Source organism: Mycobacterium sp. NPDC049093 (assembly GCF_040704635.1).
Classification (GTDB): domain Bacteria; phylum Actinomycetota; class Actinomycetes; order Mycobacteriales; family Mycobacteriaceae; genus Mycobacterium.
In genome coordinates this window covers 990302-1015027 of record NZ_JBEZJS010000002.1, presented here as the reverse complement: position 1 = coordinate 1015027, position 24726 = coordinate 990302, and the positions used below count along the sequence as shown (strand labels likewise).

The following is a 24726-nucleotide window of genomic DNA, read 5'->3' as shown; positions in this document are numbered from 1 at the left end:
GCATCCGCACTGCGACGATGGAGACCATGACCCGCGAATTCGACGACCTGATCACCGAGGCGGACGCGGCATCGGTGGACGGCTGGGACTTCTCGTGGCTGGACCGGCGGGCCACCGAAGCCCGGCCGTCCTGGGGGTTTCAACGTCTGATGAGCGAACGGTTGGCCACGGCATCGTCGGCGCTGGACATCCAGACCGGTGGCGGTGAAGTGCTCGCCGGAGCGGCGACGTTCCCGCCGACCATGGCAGCCACCGAGTCCTGGCCGCCCAACCTCGACCGCGCGACCCGACTGCTGGGACCACGTGGCGTCGTCGTGGTCGCCGATCCCGACGAGCCGCCGCTGCCGTTCGCCGACGCGGCGTTCGAACTGGTCCTCAGTCGGCACCCGGCCACCGTGTGGTGGGACGAGATCGCGCGCGTGCTGTGTCCCGGCGGCACCTACTTCGCTCAACATGTCGGACCGGCAAGCATTTTCGAGCTCACCGAGTTCTTCCTCGGCCCGCAGCCACAGGCTCGGCGGGCCCGTGATCCCGACATCGAGTGCGCCGCGGCGCGAGACGCCGGCCTCGACGTCGTCGACCTGCGTGCCGAGCGGCTGCGGATGGAGTTCTTCGACATCGGCGCGGTGGTGTATTTCCTGCGCAAGGTCATCTGGATCGTGCCCGGCTTCACCGTCGCGGCCTATCGCGACGAACTCGCCGCACTGCACCGGAGGATCGCGACCGACGGATCCTTCGTCGCGCACTCCTCCCGGCATCTGATCGAAGCGCGCAAGCCGGGATGAGCGTTACCCTACCGAGGTGGACGCCCTGGTCGGACTGCTCGACGGCGTGCGCGCACGGGGCGCATTCGTGTTGCGGCTCCGGATGGATCCGCCGTGGTCACTCGCCATCCGCGACGAAGCGCCACTGGCCCTGATCTGCCAGACGCGCGGCGAGGCCGTCATCGTCGGCGAGCACAGCGGCACGTTCCGGCTCGGCCCCGGCGACGTGGCGGTGACGCGCGGCACCGAGAACTACGTCTTCGCCGACGACCCCGCTACGCCGCCGAGCGTGATCATCAATCCCGGCCAGCAGTGCACCACGCTGGCGGGCGAGGATCTGCATTTCGAGATGTCGCTGGGGCTACGCAGCTGGGGCAACAGCGCCGACGGGGCCGCGGAGTCGATCGTCTGCGCCTACGAGGGCCGCAGCGAGGTCAGTGCCCGCCTGCTCGACGCGCTGCCTGCGGTGCTGGTGCTGCGCGCCGAAGAGTGGGACACCCCGCTGGTCGATCTGCTGTCGGTCGAGGCCGGCCACGACGGTTCCGGGCAGGAGGCCTACCTCGACCGCCTGCTCGACCTGCTGCTGATCGCCGTGCTACGTACCTGGTTCGACCGGGACGGCAATGCGCCCGCGTGGTGGCAGGCCGAACGGGATCCGGTCGTCGGGCCTGCGCTCAAGCTGATCTACAACAATCCGGCCCACCCCTGGACGGTGTCCAATCTCGCTACGGCAGTGGGGTGTTCACGTGCGGTCTTCGCGCGCCGGTTCACCGATCAGGTCGGTGAGCCACCGATCGCGTTCCTCACCGGCTGGCGCCTGGCGCTGGCGGCCGACCTGCTGCGCGGCAGCGAGGCCACGATCGCTGCCGTCGCCCGGCAGGTCGGCTACTCCACACCGTTCGCGTTGAGCAGCGCGTTCAAACGGTCCTACGGGGTCAGCCCGAATGAACATCGGGCGCAGGCTGGTTGACTCGTGCCGCGAGCATCCCGGCGACCGAGGTGGTCGCGATGGTGACCAGTGCGCCGAGCATCAGCGCGGCGGGCTCACCTGGCGTCAGCAGGTGCTGCTCGGTGCCCAGCGTCGCGGCGGCGACCGGCACGCCGAGCTGGGCGGCGGAGAGCACCGCCAGCGTCACCGGCTGGCCCAGCAACCGACCTGCACTGTGGGCGAGCACCGCACCGAGCCCCAAAGCCACTCCGAGCCCGATGAACTCGGGTTTGTCGGCAAGTTCGCGAACCTGCAGCGAGGCGCCGAGCCAGATGAAGAACAACGGGCCGAAGAACCCGTCGGTGATCCCGAACAACTGCCTGGCCAGCCGCCTCGGCTCACCGATCGCCGACACCACCAGGCCGAGGGCGAACCCGGCGAGCATGATCGAGACGTGGGTGGCGACGGCCAGCGCTGACAGGCCGAACAGCATCACCAGGCTCAGGCGCAGCTCCAGCGCGAACTTGTGATCCTCGGAGTACCGATGCAGGCGTTTGCGGAGCCCGCGGGCATTCGCGGCACGTAACACGACGAACAACACCACTGCGCAGCCGGCGATGGCCAGCGCACCGAGAGCCGCTCGCGGCGCGTGCTGGATGTCGATCACCAAGGGCAGCAACACGATCGAGGCCGCGTCGGCGATGGCGATCTGCGCGGTCACCGACAGCACGTTCGGCCCCTGCAGGCGCAGGCCGTCGATCACCGGCAGGGCGAGTGCGGCCGACGAGGACGCCATCACCACGGCGTAGAGCGCGGCGTGGCCGGTTCCGAACAGGTGCGCGATCACCACTCCGAGAACTGCGGCCACCGCCCCCACCAACACCGCCCGCACCAGTGCCCTGGGAAGCGCGGTGCGCAACGACGTGTCGCGCACCGGCACGTGGGTGCCGACGACGAACATCACCAACGCGAAGCCGATGTTGGCCAGCAGGGTGAAGGTGGGATCGGTGTGGTCGACGATGCCGAATCCGCTTCCGCCCAGGATGATCCCGACGATCAGTTCACCGATGACCACCGGGATGCGTAACCGCGGGACGGCAGCCAGTGCCGGTCCCGTCAGGCCGATGACCGCGACCAGTGCCAGTGTCTCGAACCCGAACCCGGCCATCCGCACACATTAGGCGCTGATCCAGTTCCCGTGGAAGCCGTAGGGAACCCGCTGCGGCAGTTTGATGGTCGCGACGGGGCCTGCGGTGAAGTCGGACGCATCCAGGATCACGAGGTCGCTGCCATCCCGCTCTGGGTTGTAGACGTAGCCCAGGTACCAACCGTTGCTCTCGTCGGCCGGACCAGCGCCGGGGACGAACACGGCTTCCCCCGGTCCGCCGGGTCCGAGTTCATGGCGCGCGCCGGCGCCGGTGGACAGGTCGTAGCGGACCCAGGCGTTACCCCCGACCGACACCGAGTACCGGGCGGGCAGACCCGCCAACCGATCGTCGATGCGGGGGAATTCCACTCCGAGGTCATCGAGTTGACGCTCGCGGACGGTCCCGGCCGCCAGGTCGATCCGCCACTCCCACAACACGCCCTCGACGTCGAAACCACCGTTGCTGCGCCACAGTTCGGGGTAGCGAACTGCCTGCAACACAATCGAATTGCCGTCATCGTGCGCATTGGCAACGTGGAACACGTAGCACGGATCGATGTCGAACCACCGGATCGGCGCGTCGGGATCATCCCGGCGCAGCACACCGAATCGGGCGCCGTAGTCATCGCTCCAGCGGTAGGGCATGTCACCTTCGCCCTTGACCGCGATGTCGAGGTCGAACACCACGGGCAGGTCCATGAAGATCACATGGCCTGCGGTCATGGCGAAGTCGTGCATCATGGTGTGCGCCTTGACATCCACCGGCCGGTTGACGGTCAGCTCACCGTTGGCGTCCGCGCGGTGATAGGTGACGTAGGGCTCGAAGATGCTGCCGTATCCGAAGAAGTGCAGCTCGCCGGTCGTCGGGCAGATCTTGGGGTGCGCGGTCATCGAGTCGACCAGTTTCCCGCCGAAGTCGTAGGCGCCCAGGGTTTCCAGGTCGTTGGTGATCTCGTAGGGCAGCGAGGATTCCACCAGCGCCAGGGTCCTGCCCGCGTGGTTGACGATGTGGGTGTTGGCGACGGCGGAGCGCAGGTTGCGCGTGCCGTCGGCGTTGTACAGCGGGAAGTCCTTGACGAAGCTGTCGGTGCGGACCCAGCGGTTGCGGTACCACTTGGCCGCACCACCCTCGATGCGGACGCCATGGATCATCCCGTCGCCGGTGAACCAGTGCTCGGTCGCCTGGCGGGGGTTCGGGCCGTTGCGCAGGTACCAGCCGTCGAGTTCGGCGGGGATGGCGCCGTCGACGGGCAGGTCGTACTCGGTGAGTTCGTCGGCGACGGGTGCGTAGTTGCCGCGCCGGAAGAAGTCGGTTTCGCCGATGGGCAGGGCTGAGGTCATGCACACAACGGTGACATTCCACAAGTGACATGTCAATAGTGGACGGTAGACTGCCCGCATGAGTCTGCGCATGGCGGCACTTGGCTTGTTGGCACAGCACCCCGGCAGCGGGTATGACCTGCTCAGACGGTTCGAGAAATCGATGGCGAACGTCTGGCCCGCCACCCAGAGCCAGCTCTACGGCGAGCTCAACAAGCTGGCCGGGACCGGCCTGATCGAGGTGTCGGCGATCGGCCCCCGCGGCCGCAAGGAGTACCGCATCACGCCCGCCGGCCGCACCGAACTGGCGCACTGGATCACCAATCCCGCCGCCGATCCACCCGAGCGCAGCGCCGGGCTGCTCCGCGTGTTCCTACTGGGCGAATTGCCTCGCGACCAGGCTCTCGAGCACCTCACCGGGCTGGCCGCCCACTCCGAGTCCGAGGTGGCGCGACTCAAGGAACTGGAGGCATCCATCCTCTGGGCCGACACCGACGAGGACCGGTACGGGCACGCAGCCCTGGAATACGGCCTGCGCTTCAACGCCATGCAGGCCGAGTGGGCACATTGGCTCAAAAAGACTATCGACAACCGATAGATCCCGATATATCGTTGACGCATCGGAAGCGCCAACAGCGCTCCTCCACGACAACGAAGGATTTACCAATGACCAACCCATTCACTTCACCAAACGGCGGCTTCGGCTTCGTCCCCCTTGGCCGCGAAGAGGCTCGCCACATGTTCCACCAGGCCCGCGCCGCACGCCGGGACATGCGCGAGCAGATGCGCGCCCAGGCGCACGCGGCCCGCGAGCAAGCCGCCGACGCCACCTGCCAGACCGGCTTCGGTGGTCCCGGCTTCGGACCCGGTTTCGATCCGCGCGGCGGCCTCGGCTTCGGATTCGGCAACTTCGGCGGACCGTTCGGCGGCGCCAGGGGCCGGGGCGGACGCGGCGGACGACGCGGACGACGCGGTGATGTCCGCGCCGCCATCCTGACCCTGCTGACCGAACGGCCCATGCACGGCTACGAGATGACGCAGGAGATCGCCACCCGCAGCCATAACCTGTGGAAGCCCAGTCCGGGCTCGGTGTACCCCACCCTGCAACTGCTGGTCGACGAGGGCCTGATCACCCCGGCCGAAACCGAGGGCAGCAAGAAGACTTTCGAGCTGACCGAGGAAGGTCGCCAGGCGGCGGCCGCGATCGAGACCGCGCCCTGGGACCAGATCACCGAAGATGCCGACCCCGCTGCGATGAACCTGCGCGGTGCCCTCGGCCAGCTGATGGCCGCCGTCGGGCAGTCGAGCTTCACCGCCACCGAGGACCAGCAGCAACGCATCCTCGACATCGTCAACAACGCCCGCCGCGAGGTCTACCAGGTCCTCGGCGAGGAGTAGCGGCCCGTAGGCTGCGGTTGTGAGCAGCCTCTTCACGATCATCGCGCCGGCCGTCGTCGCAGTCCTGACCGCGGCCGGCGCGGTCATCGGACTTCAATTCCGTGACGTCGACGCCTACGAGCGCCGGCGCGGTATCTGGCAGTGGCTTCTGGTCGTGCTCGCCGCCGCCGCGACCATGGGGGCCGTCGGCTCGGCATCGGGTGTCGAAAGCGGGGACCTGCGGGAAGCCATCATCATGGCGGTGGTCGGCGTGGCCGCCGTCGTCGTCGCGCATGTGATGTGGCGACGACGCGTGCCCGATGCCGAGCCCCGCAACATCGCGATCGCGACGGCCGCCGCCGCGTGCGCGGTCCTGGTGATCGTGGGCGTGACCGCACTGACCTATACCGGGAACAAGGGCTGCCGGCAGGCCCAACTACTGGTGGACTACACGAATGCCAGCTTGGGTGCGCTCACTCCCCCGCCCAGCGACAAGCCCGGTCCGGCCGTGGGCGATTACGAGAACTGGTCGAAACTGATCCACGAGGCGGCCGATCAGGTGACCGACGGCGAGATCGGGCCGCACGCCCGCAAGATGGCCGAACTGTCCGGACAGATCACCGACGCCGTCCGCAACAAGGAGAGTGCCAACCATGCACTTCTCGGGGTTCAGTATTCCGACGAGTTCAAGGCGATCATCGCCAAGTGTCGGCGGTAGTGGGTCAGTCGATCTCCACCCAGTCCAGGGTGCGCGAAACAGCTTTGCGCCAACCGGCGTAACCCCCGTGGCGCTGCTCGTCGTCCCACTGTGAGCTCCAGCGCTGACCTTCCTGCCAGTTGGCCCGCAGGTCGTCGGGGCTCGCCCAGAACCCCACTGCAAGCCCGGCCGCATACGCCGCGCCCAGCGCAGTGGTCTCGGCCACCACGGGCTTGACCACGTCGACACCCAGCACATCGGCCTGGATCTGCATGCACAGCGCATTGGCGGTGATACCGCCGTCGACCTTCAGAACCTCAAGGTGCACACCGGAATCCGCTTCCATGGCCTCCACGACGTCGCGGCTCTGGTAGCAGATCGCCTCCAGGGTGGCGCGCGCCAGATGAGCGTTGGTGTTGAAGCGGGACAGTCCGACGATGACGCCCCGGGCGTCCGAGCGCCAATAGGGTGCGAACAGCCCGGAGAACGCCGGCACGAAGTAGACGCCGCCGTTGTCGGCCACCTGCCGCGCGAGCGCCTCGCTCTGTGCCGCACCGCTGATGATGCCCAGCTGATCGCGCAGCCACTGCACCGCCGAACCGGTCACGGCGATCGAACCTTCGAGGGCGTAAACAGGTTTCGAGTCACCGAACTGGTAGCACACCGTGGTGAGCAGTCCGTTGTCCGAACGCACGATCTTCTCGCCCGTGTTGAGCAACAGGAAATTGCCTGTGCCGTAAGTGTTCTTGGCCTCACCCGGCTCCAGGCACACCTGCCCCACCATGGCGGCCTGCTGATCGCCGAGGATGCCGGTCACCGGAACCTGCCCGGCCAGCGGCCCGTTGTCTCGGGTGCTCCCGAAGGAGGCCGGATTGGATGACGGCTTGATCTCGGGCAGCATCTGCCGCGGGATCGAGAAGAACGACAACAACTCGTCGTCCCAGTCCAGGGTTTCCAGGTTCATCAGCATGGTGCGGCTGGCGTTGGTGACGTCGGTGACGTGCTCACCGCCCCGATAGCCACCGGTGAGGTTCCAGGTCACCCAGCTGTCCGGCGTACCGAAGATCGCGTCACCGTTCTCGGCGTCGCGCCGGACGCCATCGACGTTGTCCAGGATCCACTGGATCTTGCCGCCCGAGAAGTAGGTCGCGGGCGGCAGCCCGGCCTTGCGCCGGATCACGTCGCCGCGGCCATCGCGGTCCAACGCGGCGGCAATGCGGTCCGTGCGGGTGTCCTGCCAGACGATGGCGTTGTGGTACGGCCTGCCGGTGTGACGGTTCCAGACCAACGTGGTCTCCCGCTGATTGGTAATGCCCAGCGCAGCAAGGTCCCCGGCCGCCAGGTTGGTCTTGTTCAGTGCGGTCATGATCGCCGCGGAGGTGCGTTCCCAGATCTCCACCGGATTGTGTTCCACCCATCCGGCCTTGGGCAGAATCTGCTGGTGTTCCAGCTGATGGCGGCCCACCTCGGCGCCGGCATGATCGAAGATCATGCATCGGGTGCTGGTCGTGCCCTGGTCGATTGCAGCTACGAAGTCCGCGGACATTCGTACATGATGGCCTACATGGCTCCCGACCCCTCAGATATCGACCGGATGCCCAGAGGCGGATTCCGCGCGTCGTGCCTGGATCGGTTACTGGAAACGGATCGGCAGGAGTACCTGGACCGTGACGATGTGGACGAATCGACCAAGAACCAGGTGATCGGCGCCCTGGACTGGACCGGCCGGTTCTTCAGGAACCATCAGCGCTTCGCCGCGATCGCGCTCGATCTGGTCGCCGACGTAGCCGATCCGCGGATCCTGGAACTGGGCGCCGGGCACGGCGGCGTATCGCGGCAGCTGCTGGCCGACCATCCGTCCGCACAGGTCACCGTCACCGACCTCGATCCGGATTCGGTCGCCCGCATCGCCGCGAGTGACCTCGGCAGCCATCCCCGCGCGGAGGTCCGCCAGATGGACGCCACCGAGATCGATGCCGCCGAAGACAGCTACGACCTGGTCCTGTTCGCCTTGTCGTTTCACCATCTGCGCCCGGCGCAGGCCGCGCGGGTGTTCGCCGAGGGCACCCGGGTTGCCGAAACGCTGCTGATCATCGATCTGCCGCGACCGCCCGCCCCGCTGCACCTGTTGCGCCTGGCGACGATGCTGCCCATGGCCGCAGTGCTGCCGTTCGTGCACGACGGGGTCATCAGCTCGCTGCGCAGCTACAGCCCCTCGGCATTGCGCAGCCTGGCCCGCCACGCCGACCCGTCGATCGAGCTCACGCTGCGCGGCGGGCTGAACCTGCCGCAGATCGTGATCGCCCGAAACGGCCGGTGATTGCCGTCAGGCGCGCCGGTTGACCTGCGGTGCCACCGAGAAGAGGTCGGCGACGGTGGAAGCCAGTTCCAGGAAGGCCTGCCGGGTCGGCCGGCTGAGGAAACCGAGATCCACCTCGGCACCTTCGGCGAGGTGATCGTCGAACGGAATCACGTGCAGGGCCCGCACCCTGGGCAAGAAATGGTTGGACAGCTGCCCCATGTCCAGCCCCAGTGCACCGGGGCGCGAGGCGCTGACCACCACGACCGCCTTCGGCACCAGGTGCGAATAACCGTTGCGCTCAAGCCAATCCAACGTGGCAAGGGCGCTCCGCGCCGAGTCGATGGCAGGCGATGCGACGATCACGATCGCATCAGCCACATCCAGCACTCCCGCCATCGCCGAGTGCACCAACCCGGTGCCGCAGTCGGTCAGGATGATGTTGTAGAAGCGCTGCAGCACACTCAGGACACCGCGATAGTCGTGCTCCGAGAACGCCTCTGAGGTGGCCGGGTCCCGCTCGGAGGCCAAGATCTCCAGGCGGCTGGTGCTCTGGGAGGTGTGGCGGCGGATGTCGGAGTACCGCGAGATGCCGTCGTCGATGAGCACGTCGCGCACCGTGGAACTGCATTCGTTGGGTCCGCGCTGGGCCAGCGTGCCGAAGTCGGGGTTGGCATCCACCGCGATCACCCGGTCACCGCGGGTCGCGGCAAGTGTCGCCCCCAACCCAACCGTGGTGGTGGTTTTGCCCACTCCACCCTTCTGAGACAGCAGGGCGATGTTGAACGGTCCACCGACCACCGGTTGGTTGACCCGATCCATGAGGGTCTTGTGGGCCGACTCCTGCTCGGAGACACCGGGATTCATACCCGTGGCCCGGTAGACGGCTTTGCGCCAACCCGACCTCGGGGTGGGCGAGGCACGGACCAGGCCGAGTTCGCCGTTGCTGGGCACCACCGACGGACGCTGACCATCTGCGGTCCGCGGTGTGATGGACGTGAACGGCGTCGGCTCCGGGGGCCCAACGCTCAACCGCTCGTCGTCGCTGTCGGTCATGGCTACTTCCCTCCGGTCAACTCGATGCCGTCATGCCGAGTACCTGTTTGAGCGCGGCCCGCATGTCCACCGGCTCGATCCGCATCAGCTGCGCTTCGTCGAGTTCCGACAGATTCATGCCGTGGAGTTCACTGAGCCGGTATTCGCGTTCCTCTTCGGCTGCCTCGATGACGTTACGGACGAAGCGGCCGTTACCGGCCAGATCGATGCTTGGACGCAGTTGTCCCGACTGGTCGAGCGCCTCGCTCTGGCACAGCCCGATGCACGCGGTGACGAGTTCTTCGTAAGCGGCGTCCGACAATTCGGAGTCTCTGGTGCGGGCGACGAGCTTGCCGATATCCCCGAGTTCGTGCGGACCGTAGGAGCTGAATCGGATTCGTTTGGTGAATCGCGACGCGAGGCCGTCGTTGGAGGCCAGGAATCGATCGATCTCACCGTCGTAGCCGGCGATGATGACCACCAGGCGGTCGCGGTCGTTCTCCATGCGGGCCAGCAGGGTGTCGACCGCCTCACGGCCGAAGGCGTCGCCGCCGGACAGTCCGGTCTGGATCAACGTGTAGGCCTCGTCGATGAACAGCACGCCGTCCATGGCCGAGTCGATCAGCGCGGTGGTTTTGATCGCGGTACTGCCGAGATGCTGGCCGACGAAATCGTGGCGTTTGGCCTCCACGATGTTCGGCGTGCGCAGCAACCCCAGCCCGCAGTAGGTCTGCGCCACGACCCGGGCGATCGTGGTCTTGCCGGTTCCGGGCGGGCCGGTGAACGCCAGGTGCAGACTGCGCGCGGCCGAACTGAGCCCCTTGTCCCCGCGGACCTTTGCCAGCATCGCCGCCGACTTCAATTTGGCGACTTGGAGTTTGACCTCTGACAAGCCGATCTGTCGGTCCAGTTCCTGCTGCGCCGCCTGTAGGTATTCGTTGCCCCGTTCCGACAGATCGTCCGCCAGGAGGTCCTCTGCCGACGGCACGCTGGCCGGGTCCCAGCGGTCGGTACGCGAGTCGACGATCTCCTTCGAGGTGACCACCAACCGGTACTTCGGATCGGCCAGCGCCGCAGCGTTGGCCTCGAATCCCGGGTCCTCGCTGTAGATCCGTTCGAAGATCACCCGGGCGTCCTGCTCTTCGCCCATCTCCCGCAGGGTCAGCCCCTTGCAGAACTCCGCGGCCCGCCGCGCTCCCGGAACCGGACCCTCGACGGCCCGGTCGAGCCGGCGGATACCCTCTCCGAACAGTCCCATCTGTGCACACGCCGATCCGACCATGAGATCAGCGCCGGCGCCGATGTAGTTGTCGGTGAACGATCCCGATCTGCTCAACGCGCTCAGCACGTCGGGCCAGCGCTGCGTCGTGAAGTGCAGTACGCCACGGATGTACGCACGGATCTCAGCGGTGTCGCCGTCGGATGCGGTCGTGGCCTGGTCCAGCTTGTCGAGCACCTGCTCGGCCTCGTCGAAATCTCTGGCGCCGATCATGCTGGCCGCGTAGGCGAGCCACATCTCGGTCTTGGTGCTCAACGGGTAGTCGAGGTAGAGGCCGGTCTGGAAGCGTCCACTCAATGCCCGTTGCGGCAGACCGAGTCTGCGCTGCTCGCGGAACAACGTGAGTGTGCTGGTTCGGTACAGGTGGTAGACGACCTCGGGGCCGGTGTCGCCGGCGGCGGCGCGACCCAGCCACGCGTCGCACATATCCGGGTCATATTCCGTGGCCCGACGGAACGCGAGGGCCGCGTAGGGCAGGTCGCGCTCGGTCTCCAATCCGTCGATGGGAATGCCGAGCGACAGCACTCCGGCATCGAAAACCCGCTGCGCATCGGTGGATCCATTCATCGGAGGTGACACATCTCCTCACTGCAGCCTCAGCCGCGATTCGCCCGCGAGTGTACTAAGTTGAGCAGAATGTCACAGCCGGTGCAGTCACCTGGCGGAACGATTTCGGTGCACACCACCGAACGGGGTCTGCCGGTCGCACTTCGCCTCGACGCCGTCGAGTTGAAGAAGCCACCCGCACAACTGGCCGACGAAATCCTGGCGTTGTGCCGCTTGTCTGCGGCCCGCGCCCAGGTCGAACGCAGGCGTGACCTGGCCGAAAAGGGTTACAGCGCATCGGTCATCGAACCCTTGCAGTTGGCGACCGCGGAGGAGTTGGCCCGCGCCGAAGACGAGGTGCAGGGCGAGGAGGGCGAGCTACCGTCCACCTGGGGCAGGTCGGTATGACCGGGCTCGCCGACTCGCTGGTCGGGCGCATCCGCAAGCAGCGTGACCTGGTGCAGGCGATGGATGAGCACTGCCAATCGATTTCGGCACGGGTCACCAGCCGTGACGGGAACGTCAGCGCCGAGGTCGACGGCATGGGCGCCCTCACCGGGCTGTGGCTCGGGCCCGCCGCGCACAAGCTGGGTACGGACGCACTCGCCAAGCTGATCGTCGAAACCGCCGACGCTGCCGCGCAGGTAGCGACGGCCCGTCAGCAGTATCTGTCTCAGGAGTTCGCGCAGCGCATGCAGGAACTGAACCAGGCTCCGCTGACGCGATGGGACGGCAGCGCCTTCGAACCGAAGGGCTAGTTTCGCTCATCTGTCACCCGGGCGGGTTTCACGCTGACAATCCGCTATCGGCCTTGGTAATTGACGTTCGCTGTCGATATTCGAATCGGTTACCGCACAGGTAGTTACCCGCAATCATCGGCAGGCGCGCATGGATTGGGCGGCATCGCAAGATGATTCACTCGCGCCACGTCGCCCCCTGATCCGGCAAACACCCGGCGACAGCACCTTCCCAGCGTGCACCCAGAAACCACTCAAAAATCACCGCGATCAGCAATTTTCTCCATTGCACTAATTACCGAAACGAACGATCTACACGGATTATTCGCGGAAAATTCAGTTAGCTGCAGAGGGTGGCCGCGGCTATAGTTTATTGGTCTCGTGCCCACACAACCCCCGCTTCCAGCTGGAAAGGTATCAGCACGATGAGCGACATTTTCGCCGCCCAACCTTCGGGAATGGCTACCTTTTCCGCTGCGAACGAGGCGGCCGCATCCGCGATAACCACAGCTGGATCGGCCGACTCAGCGGCGATGCTGATGTCCGCGGCAGCTGCACTCGGACCGATCGGTGCGGTCTATCTGGCAGCATTCGGCCCAGCTCAAGCCCATAATTTGGCCGGCACACTGCTCGTGGGCGGAGTGCACGCCGCCACCGGAGCCGCCACCGAAGGGGCCCGCTCCGCCGTCCTGTCCAACGACGACGCCTAGGCCCGACGCCATATGCCCACAGTTTTGCCTCCCCAGCCGGTAACGCCAGTTGGACAGTTGGCTCAACGCGTTCCCGGCTACGACGCCACACCGGTCATAGCTGCTCAAGAACAGAATCTGCAAGACTTTCTGAATTTGCCAGTCCGACAAATTCTTGACCGGCTGGGTTTGCCGCCAATTGCGGATCAAAAGCCCGCAGAAGAACCGCCACCCGAAGGTCAACCCGAACAGCAGCCACCGGCGAATCCCATGGATCCGAGCGCCTTGATCAGCCCCGTCACCGATGCCCTCAGCACGCTGGGCAGCGGCATGTTCGATGGGGTCGATCCGACGACGATGCTGCCGGCCATCGCCAAGATGTTCCAGTCCACCGGCGGTCCGATGGCGAAGTCGGTCAGTGCGGCGGGCGACGCCTGGCAGGGCGCGTCCGGTACCGCCGCGGCGGCCAAGACCACGACAGCCATTTCCGACGGCGCCGAGGTAGGTGCCCAATCCGATGCGCTGAGTAGCAGTTTGACCGCGGCCGCCGCCGACGTCGGACAGGCCAGGGTCCGACTCATCGCCATCATCACCGAGTTCGCCGCGACGATTGCCGCCATCGGGCCCATGATCATCTTCCCGTGGGGGTGGGCCGCCGCAATCGCCGCTGCCAACAAGGCAATTGCCACCACAGCCGAGGTGATGACCGAACTGCAGACCTCACTGGCCACCCAGGCCGCCCAGGTCACCACGGCCGGTGCACCGGTGGGCATCACCGCCGCACCCGAGGGTGCCTCGTCGCTGGCCGGACTGGCCCCGCTGATGCCGATGGCGATCAAAGGCGCCGAGGCAGGAGTGCAGGCCGGCACCGGCGCGGCGTCGGCAGCCAGTCAGAACGCCGCGAATCCCGCGATCGATCCGATGGACCCTGCCGCCGACGCTGCGGGAGAAGGTGAAGGCGACCCCGCGCTCGCGGGCGGTGGAATGGGCGCCGGCGGTGTCGGCGGCGGAATCGGGGGCGGCGGCATGCCCGGACCCCGGTCACTACCGATGTCAGCCATGATTCAGGCCGAAACTACCAGCGCCCCAGCACAATCAGCCGGGCCGCGGGTCGGCGGTGTCGGCTCACCGGGCATGATGGGCGGCGCACCCATGGGGGCGATGGGCGCGGGCGCCGGGCAGGGTGCGAACGCCTCGTCCGGCAACAACCACACTTCGGCGTCCTTCCTGCACACCACCGACCAAGGCAGCGAGATCGTCGGCGATCTCGGCACTGCGGCACCCCCGGTCCTCGGGGAGGCCGACCCGTATCAGACTCCGGACGTCGAACTCCGGATCTAGTCATCCCAACCAAGGAGAACGGTCATGGCCGACAGCGACGGAATGTCCATCCAGCCCGCAGAGGTGCAGGAGATCAGCCGCCAACTCGACGAACTCGCCAACCGGGTAGGGCGGGTGATGACCGACGAGGCGCCCAACCTCACGGTGACCCCGTCGGGCCGTGACGAGGTGTCACAACGAGTTGCCCAGACTCTCAACGAGGTCCACACCTCGTTCGGGACCTCCACCGACCAGGGGATGGCCGAGGTCCACGAGGTGGCGGCGACACTGCGCGGTCATTCGTCCAACATTGCCGCCTCGGAGGACTTCGCCGGCTGACAGTCATTCCTACATCTGCTTCTGTTCTGCGAGGGGAGGTTTCTGGGCGTGGGGTTCACCGACGTTGCGTGGGAGTCACGCAGCACCGAGCAGCTGGCGCGTGACCTCACCGAGGGGCCCGGTCCGGCATCGGTCGGGGGTGCCGGCGCAGCCTGGATCCGGGTCGCCAACGAATTGGCCAACGTCTCAGTCGATTTCGACAAGCTCGTGGCCCGTCTGCGGACCGCCTGGGACAGCCAGGCCTCCAACGCGGCGGCACAGCGCCTGGAAGAATTCGGTCAGTGGCTGCAGGCGATCAGCCTCAGCGCGGCAGCCAACGGTCAACGCGCCGAGGAGGCCGCGGTCGCCAACACGGTGGCGGTGCTCGCCATGCCCAGCGTGTCGGAGGCCGTCGAGGCACGGGCGGCCCAGGACATGATGGCCTCGCTGGCCGCATACAACGGGGCCGTGCTGACCGGGACGTTCGCCGAGTTCGACGCGGCCGCCACCGCCGATGCGGCCAACGCAGCGGCCGTCATGCAGCAGTACGAGGAGGCCGCTGCTCCCCTGGCCCAGCCGTGGGAGCAGCCCCCACCTCCACAGGTGTCGAAGGGCAATGCCCTGGCGGCCGAACAGGGCGGTGAAGGGGCACCCGGCGGTGGCGGCGCGGCAGCAGGTGGCGCCCCTGCGGTGCCGCCCCCGCCGCTCGCGCCGATGGTCGCACCGAGCATCAAGTCGAGCACCGACCCGAAGGCGTTGCAGAAGACCGGATTCGCCGGCAGCGGCGGTTCCTCGGGCACCGGGATGGGTGGCACACCCTATGCGCCGATGGGCGCCATGGGCCGTAACGACCAGAGCCGCGACTACGAGTCGGTGCAACCCGCGGCGACCCTCGACGGGGCGGGAGAACCCGGCGCCGGGGTGTCCGACGCCGGGCAGTCCTGGCTTCCCACCGCGCAGCAGAACGACGCACCGTTCATGGTGTCGAACGTCAGTTGGGGTCCGGATACCGCGGTGTTCGACGAACTGGCTGCCCCCGAGGTACCCGCAGGCGAGGGCTTCGCCGACGAACCCGAGCGCACGCTCGAGCAGGTGGACAACCGTTGGGTCACTCCGCCGGTGATCGGCGTCGACCGGGGGCTGAGCCTATGACGGCATCGCTTGCCCCAGTCGTCACGGACGACGAACTTCAGGTTCTGGCAGCGAGACTCGGTGTCCAGTCCCTGCCGTTGGTGTTGAATCTGCGATCCCGGCATCCCACCGGAACCGCTCGGGCCGAGGCAGTCGGCCGAGCGACCAGAACCCTGGCCGAGCGCGGCCTACTGCCGGGCGGGGAGGTGGGCCCCGATCTCGCCGAGATCGTGCAGTCGCTGCAACGGCCCGACCGTGAGCTCGCGATGCGCCTGGTCACCCCCGACGGGCTGGCCCGCGTCGCGGTCGTGCGCCACGGCACCCGGTGCGTCGCGGCCTGCCGGGTCGGTGACGAGATCACCTTGGACCTGATCGACGACGGCGCCAACCTTTCCAGCGCCACTGGCGCCCTGCTGCGTCGGCTGCCTGCGTCCGTCCCCGCCGAGATCAGTCCCGTCGGTGCGCCGCTGACCGAGGTCGTCCAGGCCCTGTCTGACACCCATGACCCCACCGAGTTGTCCGACCGGATCCGGGCGCTCGGGGCCGACACCCGCACCGCGATGATGCTGGGCTCGGCACTGGCCGCACGGCTGGCCTTCGCCGAGATCGTCTACCACGCACTCGATGCCGAACTGGACCGGATCTCACGTTCTGCCGGGGCGGTCGGCGTGTTCTACACCAAACGCGGACGGATCGTCGGCGCCCCGAGCTCCTCACCCAGCGGGCAGTTGTGGACCACCCTCAAGCCGGGGTCGGATCACACGGTCAAGCAGGCCATCGGCCAACTTGTCGAGCTGTCCGGCTACAGATGGGGGGACCGCTAGATCCGCTCCGTGTTCAACAGCGAATTCTCAACCACCGTCCGGCGATTCATGCCGGTTTCGACAAAGAGAGGTAAGGCATGACGCTCCATCTGACGCCCGCGGAAGCCCAGAGCAAGATCGAGAACATCGACAAACAGATGATGGATGTCAGGCGGCTGGCTTCCCAGATCCTCGACCAGACCGAGGCGATGACCGCCAGTTCCTGGACGGGCGGCAAGGCGGCGAAGTTCCGCGGCATCATGACGCAGCATCACGAGGACTTCAACTACGTCATCAACAACCTGCAGCACATCGTCGACAAGGGTAAGTCCGATATCAACGCGCTTGTCAGCCACGACGCCGACTAGAAATCGAAAGGTTTGATCAATGGATACGGATAGCATTCGGTACCAGTACGGATCCAACTACGCGTCCCTGGACGACATTCAGGGCGCGACCAACAACGCGCAGGCCATGCGCGAGGAGGTAAGCCAGGTCTTCACCGCGTTGCAGGGCGTATACGAGGGCGAGGCCGCTGCGACGCTGCACACGCAGCAGACTCAGATCCTGCAGCAGATGGACGCGATCCTGAACGAGATCACCCAGACCAGGTCCGGCGGAAATCAGTCGCAGGAAGACGCCGCGGCACTCGACAGGCATCTTGCGGGCGGCTTCTAGCAAGGCCGTTCGTCGGCGGGCTCGGTCGATGGCTCCATCGCGACCGAGCCCGCTTACGCATCCGGTTTCCAGCTGCCAGAGAGAAAGGGGCTCAACGTGATCACCGACAAAGTGGCCCCGCTACGCCATGACGTCGAGCCGTGGTTCATGAGTGGCTTCGACTTCCGGTGCTTGTGTGAAGTGATCGGCCTCGACCGGCTGCCGTTCCCTCTGGCATATCGAAACAGCAAGCAGCAGTACAAGGGTGAACTGGAGGCCGATCGGCAGACCGCTCTGGCCCGTCAGCGCGCCGGGATGACCCCTGTTCGACTTCTCATACTCGACGCCCTTCGCTCCCCGGTGTTCCTACTGCAGGGGTTCGGACAGATCGAGGAAGGCACCGGGACACGGCTGTATCGCCTGTTCGGTGTGATCGGAACGTCGGGTTATTGCGCCGTCATCACCCAGGATCCCAGCCGAGAGACCATCTTCGGCGAAGACATCCAGATCATCGGGTGCGCCAACATCGACTTTCCACCGGTCGTCCTCGAGGCTTTGCCTGACTACCAGCCCGGCACCAGACCACGGCAGGATGGCCTGTTCGAGGACGAGACTCCCGCGAAGGTTCTGCGTGACGCGCGCGTCACCGGTTCAATTCTCCTGTCGGGGTCTTCGGAATTCACGAAGGATTACACCCTGCGCAACGAGAACCACCTGACCTTGATCAACGTTGCCGACGACGGTGCATACCTGGTCAACGAGGGCCTCACTTCGTTCCAGATCATTCCGGCGACTGTCGCCAACATGCTGGCCGCCTTCAAGAAGGTCGAGACTGCGCAGTCGCAGGCCGCAGAAGATCGACTTGCCGCGGCGCGATCGGACCGAGAGTTCAATGGCCTTCCTTAGTACGGTTTCGACGTACATACCGGGCGGCACGGACAGCGCCGGTCGCCCGATGCACCTCGCGACCGCAGCATCGGAAATGCAGTCGGTGCACGAGATGGTGGAAATCGCTGCGCGGCAAATCAGTCCGTCCGCGCTGTCCGCGGCAGCAGACAGCATGGCGGCATCCTTTCATTGCGGCACCCTGTACCAGGGTGAACATTTCTGGCCGATCACGAATTCAATCCAGCAGTCGGTGCTGGGCAGGACGTCGGCCGGTTCCGCGACCGAGATCCGGCAGTTCTGTTCTGGTGGCTTGTACGGCCTGATGCTCGCCGACGCGGTGCTACAGGCGGGTTGGGCCGGCGACCACGCCATGGTGACCGGCGGCGACAGCATCTTCTACTTCGACCGGCACGAGTACGCGGCCAGCCCGGCGACCGAGGGTTCGCTGTTGGGTGACAGCGGTTTCTGCGCACTCCTGAACCGGACCGAAGGGTTCGCCCGAGTTGTGTCTGCCGCGGCACGGTCCCACAATCCGTCGGCCGGCATGATGCACGGCCGGGCTGACGGCGCCATAGATGACCCGACGTTTCCGACTCTGGCGGATTGGATCGCGCGGTGGGAGAACTATGACCGACGTGGCCCAGGCACGGTGAAGGACAACGCCATGGCCAGTTTTCGGGTAGCGGTCGGCACCGTGATCGAATGCTATGAACGCGCTGGCCTCAAGCCGGAAGACATCGATTGGTTTGCCCCGTCATTCATCAAGCCGAGACAGGTGACAGACGCGCTGGCAATGTATTCCAAGCTGCGGCCGACCCCCGGTCTGCATGAATTCGCGGCAGAGTTCGGGCATCTGACCGTCTCGGACTTCGGGGTGAGCCTCGCCTATCTGATGAACCACAAGATCGCCAAACCGGGCGACCTGGTCATGCTGTTCGCGGCCGGGAATTTCGTCAACTCGGCCGCGGTCCTGCTTCGAATCGAGAAAGAGGTGACGTTGCCGTTCAATGCAGCACGATCAGATCCAGCCCGACCGTAACGATCGCCGAAGAGGAGAACCATGACCAGTCCCTGGGGCGGCCTGGACGCCGCTACCGCTGATGGAAAGCTCTACCTACATCTCGAGCCGGGTGTTGTCGACCAACTCGAGACGAGTGCCTTCAAACCTTACGAGGACAAGTTGCAGGCGATCATCACGAATGCCTTGGACGACACCACAGGCTACTTCGGTGCAAATTCCAAGAACGACTTGGCGAAGGCCATGGAGACGGCGTTCAACGCGAAGGGTAAAGCGCTGACCGATTACGTCAGGGAGCAGCTGGCTCAGACCACAGATTTCGTGAAAACCGCAAAGGACGCTGCGAATGCCCTGAAGGCGCACGATGGCAGCTAGCCCTCGCAAACAGGCCAGCAGGTAGCAGACGATGAGCGGCTTCGGAAATGAAATGGGCGCCTTGTTCGGCGGCGAGATGGTCACCTCGTACGCCCCCAACTGGACCCAATCGGAGTGGGACACCCTCATGGGAGACGGTGGCCCGCCAAGTCGCTGGACTTTCGACAGCGACAGTTTGGAAGACAAGTCCGTTGTGGGCATACACAAAGACGAACATGTCCCAGACAAAGACCCGGCGAATATCGACACTTCAACGCTCGACGAAATTCCAGGGTTGACATCCGATCGAAGTGTTCAAGATGCAGTGACCGCGGCAACCACTGGCGGCAAAGCCATCAACTGGGAGAGCTGGACCTTCGGAGAGCTTCGCACAGAAGCCGCCGCGTTGAAGCCTACGGATATCAATACGCTGGCAGGCAACTGGACGACTCACGGGGCCAACCTGAAGGAGATTTCCGAGACCTTCAGGGACAACGTCGACAAGGCAATTGAGGGAAAGTGGTCCGGCGACAGTGCCACCATGGCTGAAGCGGCGTCCAAGCAGGTGACCAAGACTTCAATCTACGATTTTGCCGCATCGTCGGAGGAGATCTCTGACCGGCTGAAGGTACTGAGTGCCGCATTCGACACGGTTCAAACCAAATTCAAGGAGTTCGACAATCACAACCTGATCGAAGATGTTGACAACAAAAATTGGAAAAATCTCCAAGACGAAGTGACCAAATTCAACAACGAGTACCACTTCGACGACACAGGCCATCTGAGGAACCGCGATGGCGGCTATGTGAACGTAGATACCGCGGTCGACGCAAAGAAACGACTCCAGCAATCGATAGATGATTACACCGCCGCGGTGCAGGTCTTTGACGACACGTACGCGCCGGCCATCGCAGCGGTCGCCACGAATTTCCCCAATCTTCCTCCGCTGCCGAACATGAAGTTCGAGGCTCCCACCGATCCGACCGGCCCCGGCGGGCCGGGCGGAGGACCGGGTGGTACGAGCCCGTTCAGTCCGAGCGGCGGCCCCGGAGGCATCAAGCCCTTCGACAAGTCGGCTCTCGACAAGCTGAACGCCAACAAACCGACCGACCTCGACAAGCTCAAACCGATCGACCAAAAGCCCATCGACCAAAAGGATCTCACCACTGATCCCACCAAGGATGCTCTCGAGAGCCTGACCGACCCTGCCAAGTCGGCGATGGACACGGCAACCAACGCCGCCAAGGACGCGATGGGCCAGGCGATGGATGCCGCCAAGAACGCCGCCCAACAGAATCCGCTCGGCGACATGCCGAAGGGCCCGCCCGAGGGTGTCCTCGGCCTCGGTCCGCAGGGACTCGGTGGTGCGGGCGCCGGCAAGGGTGCCGGCGGCGCCGGCGGCGGAGTTCCATTGCGGGGCCTCCCAAGTGCCCTTCCGACGGGAGCGCCCGCGACCGCCGCGGCGAAGATGCCCGCCGGGGCGGCCGGGGCCGGTGCCGGTCTCGGTGCGGGCGCGGGCAGTCCCGGAGCGGGTGCCCCGGCCGCGGGCCAACGCGCCGGCGATCAGAACGGCAAGGGCCACCAGGTCAACAAGGCGTTGCGCCGCAAGAAGAACGGCAAGGACGTCATGGGCGACTCGGAGGCCTCGGTACCCGTGGTCGGCGCCGACGAGGAAGCGGAGCAGTCGGAGAACGCGAGGCCCGAGCAGCCCGAGTCTCGCCGCCGCATTCCGCAGCGCGGCACCACCTGGAAGCCCGACTCGGCTGTCCAGCCCGGACCCGCGCGACAACCTCAGTCGCAGCAGTTCACTCCGGGTCGTTCAGAGTGAGTCAGGGCTTGTCTTGTTGTTCCAGGGCGTCGGCGGTGAGGTGCAGGCCGTCGGCGTAGTAGTCGAGCAGGTCGGTCTTCGCGGTGATCGATCCGTCGACCCAATCCAGCTGTGCCTTATAGCCTTTGCCGCCGTCGGCGAACTGCTTGCCGATCTTGTCGTGCCCCCAGGCTTCGCCTTCACCGCTGAGCATCTGCATCAGCGCTGTTTGCACGGCTTTCATGTCGTTGCTGACGGAGGCGAGGTATCGCGCGGTGCCCCGCAGGTCGGCCGGCGTGACGCCCAGCGGTACGGTCATCGCGCGCTCCTCACGGTGGGGTAGTCGTCGGGTTCGTCACTGCCGTTGAAATGCCTCGCCTGCTGCGGCGCCACGGTCGACAACAGATCTCTGATGTCGGGTGCACCCTCGACGATGTCGGACAGCGACGGCATCCGCTCCCGTCGCTCGGCCAGTGGTGCGAGCAGTTCCGCCGATTTCAGCGCGACGTCACGGGCGGCGTCCTGGGCTGCGCCGGTGATGTGCCGACCGAGGTCGGCGAGATCGTGGTCATCCAAGTATGTTTCGCTGACCGCAGTGTCGATGACGACGCCGTCGCAGTCCACGGTCACCGTGACGGTGCCATCAGCACTGGTGGCCGATGAGGATAGCGTTGCCCGCTCCTCCTCGACCACGGCAAGATCGGCGAACTGTTCCTGCACGAGCGCAAGCGCATCGATGAGTTCATGGCGTGCCGCGTCGTTGTCCACGTCTAGTCCCCGTCTCCCCCGCCATTCGCCGCCGCGGCGCCCCCGCCGTCCGCCGTCGACGCCCTGTTGCTGTGCGCCGCGGCTCGGCCCCTGACCCCGCCGGTGACCGCAGTGGGCACCGATCCGAGGACGGAAACCGGGTCGATCTCGCTGCCGGTGGCCAGTGCACCGGTCACCTTCTTCGACATGCCTGCGACGTATCCGACGGCTGCACCCTTGACCGTCGAATTTCCCACCAGCCGCTGGCCGTAGATGCTGACCGTGCCCTGGGTGGCACCACCGACGGAGTTGGCGAGTGCGACGGTTCCGAGCCGGTTCCAGTCGTAGCCGTTCTGATGTCCCTTGGACTGCTGGATGTTCTGGATGAACAGTTCCTGCCCGAGAGCCTCGGACGCCTCGACGCCGGACTTCTTGATGATCCGGTGCACCGTGGTCTTGGTCATCGCCTTGCCCAGGTCGGTCATGAGGTCTTTGAGCGCCACCGACACCATCCGCTGGATCGCGGCGGAGGTCGAAGCCTCGATGAGCGGGATCTCAGCTGCTGATGCTCCGAAGGTGACCGAGGTCTGAGCCAGTGCCCAGGAGATCTCGAACGCCGCGATGGCCAACGACGTCAAGATCTGCAATTTGGTGTATTCGATGTTCTTGCCGGTACTTTCGGCGAGCTCACCGAGTGCCGCCATCGCATCGGCGAGTTTGTCGACCGTGGCATCACCGTCGAACAGCAACGCGAACTGCTGGTCAGCGGTGCCGGCGGTCACACCCTGCAGGACTGCACTGGTGCTGGCGCGCATTCGGTTCAGTTCGGGTATCAGCTCTCTCAATTGTTCGGCGCGACTACCCCATTCACCGCCGATGCGATACATCGCGTCTTCGTCACCCTTGGGCCATTGCGAGCCGACGAGATACGACACCCATTGCAGCGGGCCGGGAATCTGCAGGGTCATCCGATCCCCCATCGGCGAAAAGTTCCGTGCAGCATCGCAATTCACGTTATTGCGCGATACCGCAGACCGCCATGTCAGACGGCCTTGTTCGCCGAGAGTTCAGCTGCCCGCCAGTTCTAGGTCAGCAGACCCGCCAAGCTCAGCTGGTTGGCTGCAGCGTCCACCTGCGCGTCGGGGAGATCGTCGAACACTGCCGCCACGTCGTCGACCGTGGCAGTGCCCTCGGTGGCGACCTCCAGCAGTGCCTGGCACCGATCGAGCGTGTCCGCCCCGGTCTGAGTCACCATCGCGGCGACTGTTGCCTCCGGTGTCCAGACTGCCGGAACCGGTATGTCGAGTTCGCCGGAGGTGTCGGTTGGGCCGCGATGCCACTGACCGTTCGCCCACCAGAAGCAGAAGCTCAGCAGTCCGTTGCGATTTCGGGTGTTCAACACGGAGTCGTTGACCCACGCCGGGGCTCCGCCGTAGAGGTCGGGTAGCGGACCACCGCCGTTGTAGGCAGCTTCCAGCAACCCGCTATTCCATTTTCCACCGGAGAGGACCGCGCGGTCACCGGGCAGCAGGAACAGCGTCGACCCGCTGCGGGCATCGCTCTCGAACCAGGCATACCCGGGATAGATCCGCGGGCCCCAGCCCGACCCGATTCCGACATAGGCGGCCGACAGCACCGCCCACCGCGCCAGCAGATCGGGAAGCGGCGGGATCTGGTCGGTGACGACGGCGTCGCGCCCTACGGCCTCGTCGGCCCGGGCCGCGTCCGCAGCCCGGGCGGCGTCGCGCCCCTGCGCATCGGGCCCGGCGGTGTAGCCGGCAAGCCACACCGGCACCTGCGTACGCGGATAGGTGTCGAGGTCGTTGCGGTAGTGCTCTGCCGCGACGATCTGGTCGTCCGGGAACGGCTCGTCGCCGTAGTCGTAGTCGACCGTCGCCTGACCGGTGTTGGTGACGTTCAGCAGCAGTCGCCACCAGGGTCCGGCACTCATGCGGGCCGAGATCTCTCGTTGTTCGCGCACCAGGTCGGCGATCGGCTGCGGCACCGGGACCAGGCCCGTCCGGTCCTGAGCCCAGAACTGCAGCTGGGCGATCTGGGAGGTGACGGTGAAAGCGAACACCGCGGAGAATTCCTCCCAGCCTTCTGGGCCGAGCTGCGCCAACTGCTGCACGATCGAGTCGATGAGGCGGGAGGCATCCTCGGCCGTCGCAGCGTCCGCACTGGTCGGTGCGTCGCCGACGGGCGCGGGTGGCTCGTCGACGATCGTGAAGTCGGCGATCACGCCCGGGTCGTCGGCGGCAGCCAACCGGAACTGCCGCTCGAACTCGGCCATGAAGGCCGCTTCGTCGGAGGCGTCACCGTTCGACTGAGCCGCACCGTTCGACTTGGCCGCGGGTTCCTGCGCGCTGAACTGGTCGCGCGCCTGCTGCGGTGGAATCGACGACGACACCTCTTCGATGCGCCCGGAGTCTCCCACCAGGAAGATCGACCGCCCGACCGGGATATCCAGGAACGCCATCGGATCGCTGTCGTCGACATCGACCGGTGCGTACACGCTCCAGCCCTTGTCGAAGCGATCGGCTGCCAGACCTTCGGTCGGATAGTCGAGCCCTCGCGACCTGATCCAGTCTGCGACCATCGAGATCGCCTGCGTCGCTTCCATCGCGTCTACCTTCCCGTGTTCTTCTGCTCGGCTTCGATCACATCGGCGAGTGCAGCGCGTTCGGCCTGTTGCCTGGCCAGGAGGGCTGCGCTGAATGCTGTCCACTCCGCATCCTGCTCCGGTGTCATCTGGGTGCCGTGCATCTCCGATTCGACATCAGGATGGATCTCCAGGAACTGGTTGAACAGCGCGCCCATCTCCCGGCTGTGCTTGCGGTTGAGCTCAATTCGTCGCGGGTCCAT

General features: G+C 65.8%; 28 protein-coding genes and 1 pseudogene. 19 read left to right on the top strand and 10 right to left on the bottom strand.

The window, feature by feature from the left end; all coding sequences use genetic code 11:
• The first annotated feature begins 26 nt into the window (after nt 1–26).
• Both AB0876_RS10350 and AB0876_RS10345 read left to right on the top strand, forming a co-directional pair.
• Nucleotides 27–785: a methyltransferase domain-containing protein gene (locus tag AB0876_RS10350; protein ID WP_526041896.1), complete on the top strand. Its 759-nt coding sequence runs from the start codon at nt 27–29 to the stop codon at nt 783–785.
• A gap of 16 nt (nt 786–801) precedes the next feature.
• On the top strand, nt 802–1734 hold the full coding sequence (locus AB0876_RS10345; RefSeq protein ID WP_491840221.1) for an AraC family transcriptional regulator: 933 nt from the start codon (nt 802–804) through the stop codon (nt 1732–1734).
• On the opposite strand, the gene AB0876_RS10340 is transcribed toward AB0876_RS10345, so the two are convergent.
• Complete coding sequence (locus tag AB0876_RS10340) at nt 1700–2860, bottom strand: cation:proton antiporter (RefSeq protein ID WP_526041895.1); 1161 nt, start codon at nt 2858–2860, stop codon at nt 1700–1702. The two genes, AB0876_RS10345 and AB0876_RS10340, sit on opposite strands and share 35 nt — an antisense overlap.
• A 9-nt stretch (nt 2861–2869) precedes the next feature.
• Nucleotides 2870–4180 (bottom strand): carotenoid oxygenase family protein, encoded by a 1311-nt coding sequence (locus AB0876_RS10335; protein ID WP_526041894.1) that lies wholly within the window; start codon nt 4178–4180, stop codon nt 2870–2872.
• Nucleotides 4181–4238: 58 nt separating this feature from the next.
• Here AB0876_RS10335 and AB0876_RS10330 point away from each other — a divergent pair, with 58 nt between their 5' ends.
• The 3 genes from AB0876_RS10330 (at nt 4239) to AB0876_RS10320 (ending at nt 6254) form a co-directional block, all read left to right on the top strand.
• On the top strand, nt 4239–4757 hold the full coding sequence (locus AB0876_RS10330; RefSeq protein ID WP_526041893.1) for a PadR family transcriptional regulator: 519 nt from the start codon (nt 4239–4241) through the stop codon (nt 4755–4757).
• 68 nt (nt 4758–4825) lie between these two features.
• Nucleotides 4826–5557 (top strand): PadR family transcriptional regulator, encoded by a 732-nt coding sequence (locus tag AB0876_RS10325; protein WP_491840217.1) that lies wholly within the window; start codon nt 4826–4828, stop codon nt 5555–5557.
• Nucleotides 5558–5576: 19 nt separating this feature from the next.
• Complete coding sequence (locus AB0876_RS10320) at nt 5577–6254, top strand: hypothetical protein (RefSeq protein WP_491840216.1); 678 nt, start codon at nt 5577–5579, stop codon at nt 6252–6254.
• A gap of 4 nt (nt 6255–6258) precedes the next feature.
• On the opposite strand, the gene glpK is transcribed toward AB0876_RS10320, so the two are convergent.
• A complete protein-coding gene (gene glpK, locus AB0876_RS10315; protein ID WP_491840215.1) occupies nt 6259–7779 on the bottom strand; it encodes a glycerol kinase GlpK in 1521 nt (506 codons plus the stop codon).
• Between the two features lie 9 nt (nt 7780–7788).
• Here glpK and AB0876_RS10310 point away from each other — a divergent pair, with 9 nt between their 5' ends.
• A complete protein-coding gene (locus tag AB0876_RS10310) occupies nt 7789–8553 on the top strand; it encodes a class I SAM-dependent methyltransferase (RefSeq protein ID WP_491840214.1) in 765 nt (254 codons plus the stop codon).
• Between the two features lie 6 nt (nt 8554–8559).
• Here the strand turns inward: AB0876_RS10310 and AB0876_RS10305 are convergent.
• Together AB0876_RS10305 and eccA are read right to left on the bottom strand one after the other, a co-directional pair.
• Nucleotides 8560–9549: pseudogene (locus AB0876_RS10305) on the bottom strand (MinD/ParA family ATP-binding protein); the annotation flags it as partial.
• 55 nt (nt 9550–9604) lie between these two features.
• Nucleotides 9605–11413 carry a type VII secretion AAA-ATPase EccA gene (eccA, locus tag AB0876_RS10300; RefSeq protein ID WP_491840213.1) on the bottom strand — a complete coding sequence of 603 codons (1809 nt, stop codon included), beginning with the start codon at nt 11411–11413 and terminating at the stop codon, nt 9605–9607.
• Between the two features lie 69 nt (nt 11414–11482).
• Between eccA and AB0876_RS10295 the strand changes: the two genes are divergently transcribed.
• The 13 genes from AB0876_RS10295 to AB0876_RS10235 all read left to right on the top strand — a co-directional run bounded on the left by AB0876_RS10295 (nt 11483) and on the right by AB0876_RS10235 (nt 21135).
• On the top strand, nt 11483–11800 hold the full coding sequence (locus AB0876_RS10295) for a hypothetical protein (RefSeq protein ID WP_491840212.1): 318 nt from the start codon (nt 11483–11485) through the stop codon (nt 11798–11800).
• Nucleotides 11797–12150: a YbaB/EbfC family nucleoid-associated protein gene (locus tag AB0876_RS10290; protein ID WP_491840211.1), complete on the top strand. Its 354-nt coding sequence runs from the start codon at nt 11797–11799 to the stop codon at nt 12148–12150. Before AB0876_RS10295 ends, AB0876_RS10290 begins: the two co-directional genes overlap by 4 nt.
• A 437-nt stretch (nt 12151–12587) precedes the next feature.
• Nucleotides 12588–12839 (top strand): hypothetical protein, encoded by a 252-nt coding sequence (locus tag AB0876_RS10285; RefSeq protein WP_526041892.1) that lies wholly within the window; start codon nt 12588–12590, stop codon nt 12837–12839.
• Nucleotides 12840–13088: 249 nt separating this feature from the next.
• Nucleotides 13089–14159, top strand: a complete 1071-nt coding sequence (locus tag AB0876_RS10280) for a hypothetical protein (protein ID WP_526041891.1) — start codon at nt 13089–13091, stop codon at nt 14157–14159.
• Nucleotides 14160–14183: 24 nt separating this feature from the next.
• Nucleotides 14184–14477, top strand: a complete 294-nt coding sequence (locus AB0876_RS10275; RefSeq protein ID WP_491840208.1) for a PE family protein — start codon at nt 14184–14186, stop codon at nt 14475–14477.
• Nucleotides 14478–14525: 48 nt separating this feature from the next.
• Entirely contained in the window at nt 14526–15608 is a 1083-nt protein-coding gene (locus tag AB0876_RS10270) for a PPE domain-containing protein (protein ID WP_491840207.1), read from the top strand.
• A complete protein-coding gene (locus AB0876_RS10265; RefSeq protein ID WP_491840206.1) occupies nt 15605–16411 on the top strand; it encodes an ESX secretion-associated protein EspG in 807 nt (268 codons plus the stop codon). Before AB0876_RS10270 ends, AB0876_RS10265 begins: the two co-directional genes overlap by 4 nt.
• Nucleotides 16412–16488: 77 nt before the next feature.
• The gene (locus AB0876_RS10260) at nt 16489–16758 is read left to right on the top strand and encodes a WXG100 family type VII secretion target (RefSeq protein WP_003883841.1); all 270 of its coding nucleotides are present in this window, start codon (nt 16489–16491) and stop codon (nt 16756–16758) included.
• Between the two features lie 19 nt (nt 16759–16777).
• The gene (locus AB0876_RS10255) at nt 16778–17068 is read left to right on the top strand and encodes a hypothetical protein (RefSeq protein WP_491840205.1); all 291 of its coding nucleotides are present in this window, start codon (nt 16778–16780) and stop codon (nt 17066–17068) included.
• A 96-nt stretch (nt 17069–17164) separates the two neighbouring features.
• Nucleotides 17165–17953 (top strand): hypothetical protein, encoded by a 789-nt coding sequence (locus tag AB0876_RS10250; protein WP_491840204.1) that lies wholly within the window; start codon nt 17165–17167, stop codon nt 17951–17953.
• A 154-nt stretch (nt 17954–18107) separates the two neighbouring features.
• Nucleotides 18108–18974, top strand: a complete 867-nt coding sequence (locus AB0876_RS10245; protein ID WP_491840203.1) for a 3-oxoacyl-[acyl-carrier-protein] synthase III C-terminal domain-containing protein — start codon at nt 18108–18110, stop codon at nt 18972–18974.
• Nucleotides 18975–18995: 21 nt separating this feature from the next.
• Nucleotides 18996–19328 carry a hypothetical protein gene (locus AB0876_RS10240; protein ID WP_491840202.1) on the top strand — a complete coding sequence of 111 codons (333 nt, stop codon included), beginning with the start codon at nt 18996–18998 and terminating at the stop codon, nt 19326–19328.
• 31 nt (nt 19329–19359) lie between these two features.
• Nucleotides 19360–21135 carry a hypothetical protein gene (locus tag AB0876_RS10235; protein ID WP_526041890.1) on the top strand — a complete coding sequence of 592 codons (1776 nt, stop codon included), beginning with the start codon at nt 19360–19362 and terminating at the stop codon, nt 21133–21135.
• A gap of 1 nt (nt 21136) precedes the next feature.
• On the opposite strand, the gene AB0876_RS10230 is transcribed toward AB0876_RS10235, so the two are convergent.
• The 5 genes from AB0876_RS10230 to AB0876_RS10210 form a co-directional block, all read right to left on the bottom strand.
• Complete coding sequence (locus AB0876_RS10230; protein ID WP_491840200.1) at nt 21137–21433, bottom strand: WXG100 family type VII secretion target; 297 nt, start codon at nt 21431–21433, stop codon at nt 21137–21139.
• Nucleotides 21430–21882, bottom strand: a complete 453-nt coding sequence (locus AB0876_RS10225; protein WP_526041889.1) for a YbaB/EbfC family nucleoid-associated protein — start codon at nt 21880–21882, stop codon at nt 21430–21432. Before AB0876_RS10225 ends, AB0876_RS10230 begins: the two co-directional genes overlap by 4 nt.
• A 2-nt stretch (nt 21883–21884) precedes the next feature.
• Nucleotides 21885–22829, bottom strand: coding sequence for a WXG100-like domain-containing protein (locus AB0876_RS10220; protein WP_526041888.1), 945 nt, complete (start codon nt 22827–22829; stop codon nt 21885–21887).
• A gap of 116 nt (nt 22830–22945) precedes the next feature.
• A complete protein-coding gene (locus AB0876_RS10215) occupies nt 22946–24484 on the bottom strand; it encodes a hypothetical protein (protein ID WP_526041887.1) in 1539 nt (512 codons plus the stop codon).
• 5 nt (nt 24485–24489) lie between these two features.
• Nucleotides 24490–24726 carry a hypothetical protein gene (locus AB0876_RS10210; protein WP_491840196.1) on the bottom strand — a complete coding sequence of 79 codons (237 nt, stop codon included), beginning with the start codon at nt 24724–24726 and terminating at the stop codon, nt 24490–24492.

Bases quoted from the DNA above. Each gene is read 5' to 3' on its own strand.
- glpK (WP_491840215.1), bottom strand. From the start codon at position 7,779: ATGTCCGCGGACTTCGTAGCTGCAATCGACCAGGGCACGACCAGCACC.
- AB0876_RS10230 (WP_491840200.1), bottom strand. From the start codon at position 21,433: ATGACCGTACCGCTGGGCGTCACGCCGGCCGACCTGCGGGGCACCGCG.
- AB0876_RS10215 (WP_526041887.1), bottom strand. From the start codon at position 24,484: ATGGAAGCGACGCAGGCGATCTCGATGGTCGCAGACTGGATCAGGTCG.
- AB0876_RS10265 (WP_491840206.1), top strand. From the start codon at position 15,605: ATGACGGCATCGCTTGCCCCAGTCGTCACGGACGACGAACTTCAGGTT.
- AB0876_RS10210 (WP_491840196.1), bottom strand. From the start codon at position 24,726: ATGGACCCGCGACGAATTGAGCTCAACCGCAAGCACAGCCGGGAGATG.
- AB0876_RS10340 (WP_526041895.1), bottom strand. From the start codon at position 2,860: ATGGCCGGGTTCGGGTTCGAGACACTGGCACTGGTCGCGGTCATCGGC.
- AB0876_RS10235 (WP_526041890.1), top strand. From the start codon at position 19,360: ATGAGCGGCTTCGGAAATGAAATGGGCGCCTTGTTCGGCGGCGAGATG.
- AB0876_RS10220 (WP_526041888.1), bottom strand. From the start codon at position 22,829: ATGACCCTGCAGATTCCCGGCCCGCTGCAATGGGTGTCGTATCTCGTC.
- AB0876_RS10310 (WP_491840214.1), top strand. From the start codon at position 7,789: ATGGCCTACATGGCTCCCGACCCCTCAGATATCGACCGGATGCCCAGA.
- AB0876_RS10260 (WP_003883841.1), top strand. From the start codon at position 16,489: ATGACGCTCCATCTGACGCCCGCGGAAGCCCAGAGCAAGATCGAGAAC.
- AB0876_RS10350 (WP_526041896.1), top strand. From the start codon at position 27: ATGACCCGCGAATTCGACGACCTGATCACCGAGGCGGACGCGGCATCG.
- AB0876_RS10245 (WP_491840203.1), top strand. From the start codon at position 18,108: ATGGCGGCATCCTTTCATTGCGGCACCCTGTACCAGGGTGAACATTTC.
- AB0876_RS10255 (WP_491840205.1), top strand. From the start codon at position 16,778: ATGGATACGGATAGCATTCGGTACCAGTACGGATCCAACTACGCGTCC.
- AB0876_RS10335 (WP_526041894.1), bottom strand. From the start codon at position 4,180: ATGACCTCAGCCCTGCCCATCGGCGAAACCGACTTCTTCCGGCGCGGC.
- AB0876_RS10330 (WP_526041893.1), top strand. From the start codon at position 4,239: ATGAGTCTGCGCATGGCGGCACTTGGCTTGTTGGCACAGCACCCCGGC.
- AB0876_RS10325 (WP_491840217.1), top strand. From the start codon at position 4,826: ATGACCAACCCATTCACTTCACCAAACGGCGGCTTCGGCTTCGTCCCC.
- AB0876_RS10275 (WP_491840208.1), top strand. From the start codon at position 14,184: ATGGCCGACAGCGACGGAATGTCCATCCAGCCCGCAGAGGTGCAGGAG.
- AB0876_RS10240 (WP_491840202.1), top strand. From the start codon at position 18,996: ATGACCAGTCCCTGGGGCGGCCTGGACGCCGCTACCGCTGATGGAAAG.
- eccA (WP_491840213.1), bottom strand. From the start codon at position 11,413: ATGAATGGATCCACCGATGCGCAGCGGGTTTTCGATGCCGGAGTGCTG.
- AB0876_RS10295 (WP_491840212.1), top strand. From the start codon at position 11,483: ATGTCACAGCCGGTGCAGTCACCTGGCGGAACGATTTCGGTGCACACC.
- AB0876_RS10290 (WP_491840211.1), top strand. From the start codon at position 11,797: ATGACCGGGCTCGCCGACTCGCTGGTCGGGCGCATCCGCAAGCAGCGT.
- AB0876_RS10285 (WP_526041892.1), top strand. From the start codon at position 12,588: ATGGCTACCTTTTCCGCTGCGAACGAGGCGGCCGCATCCGCGATAACC.
- AB0876_RS10280 (WP_526041891.1), top strand. From the start codon at position 13,089: ATGGATCCGAGCGCCTTGATCAGCCCCGTCACCGATGCCCTCAGCACG.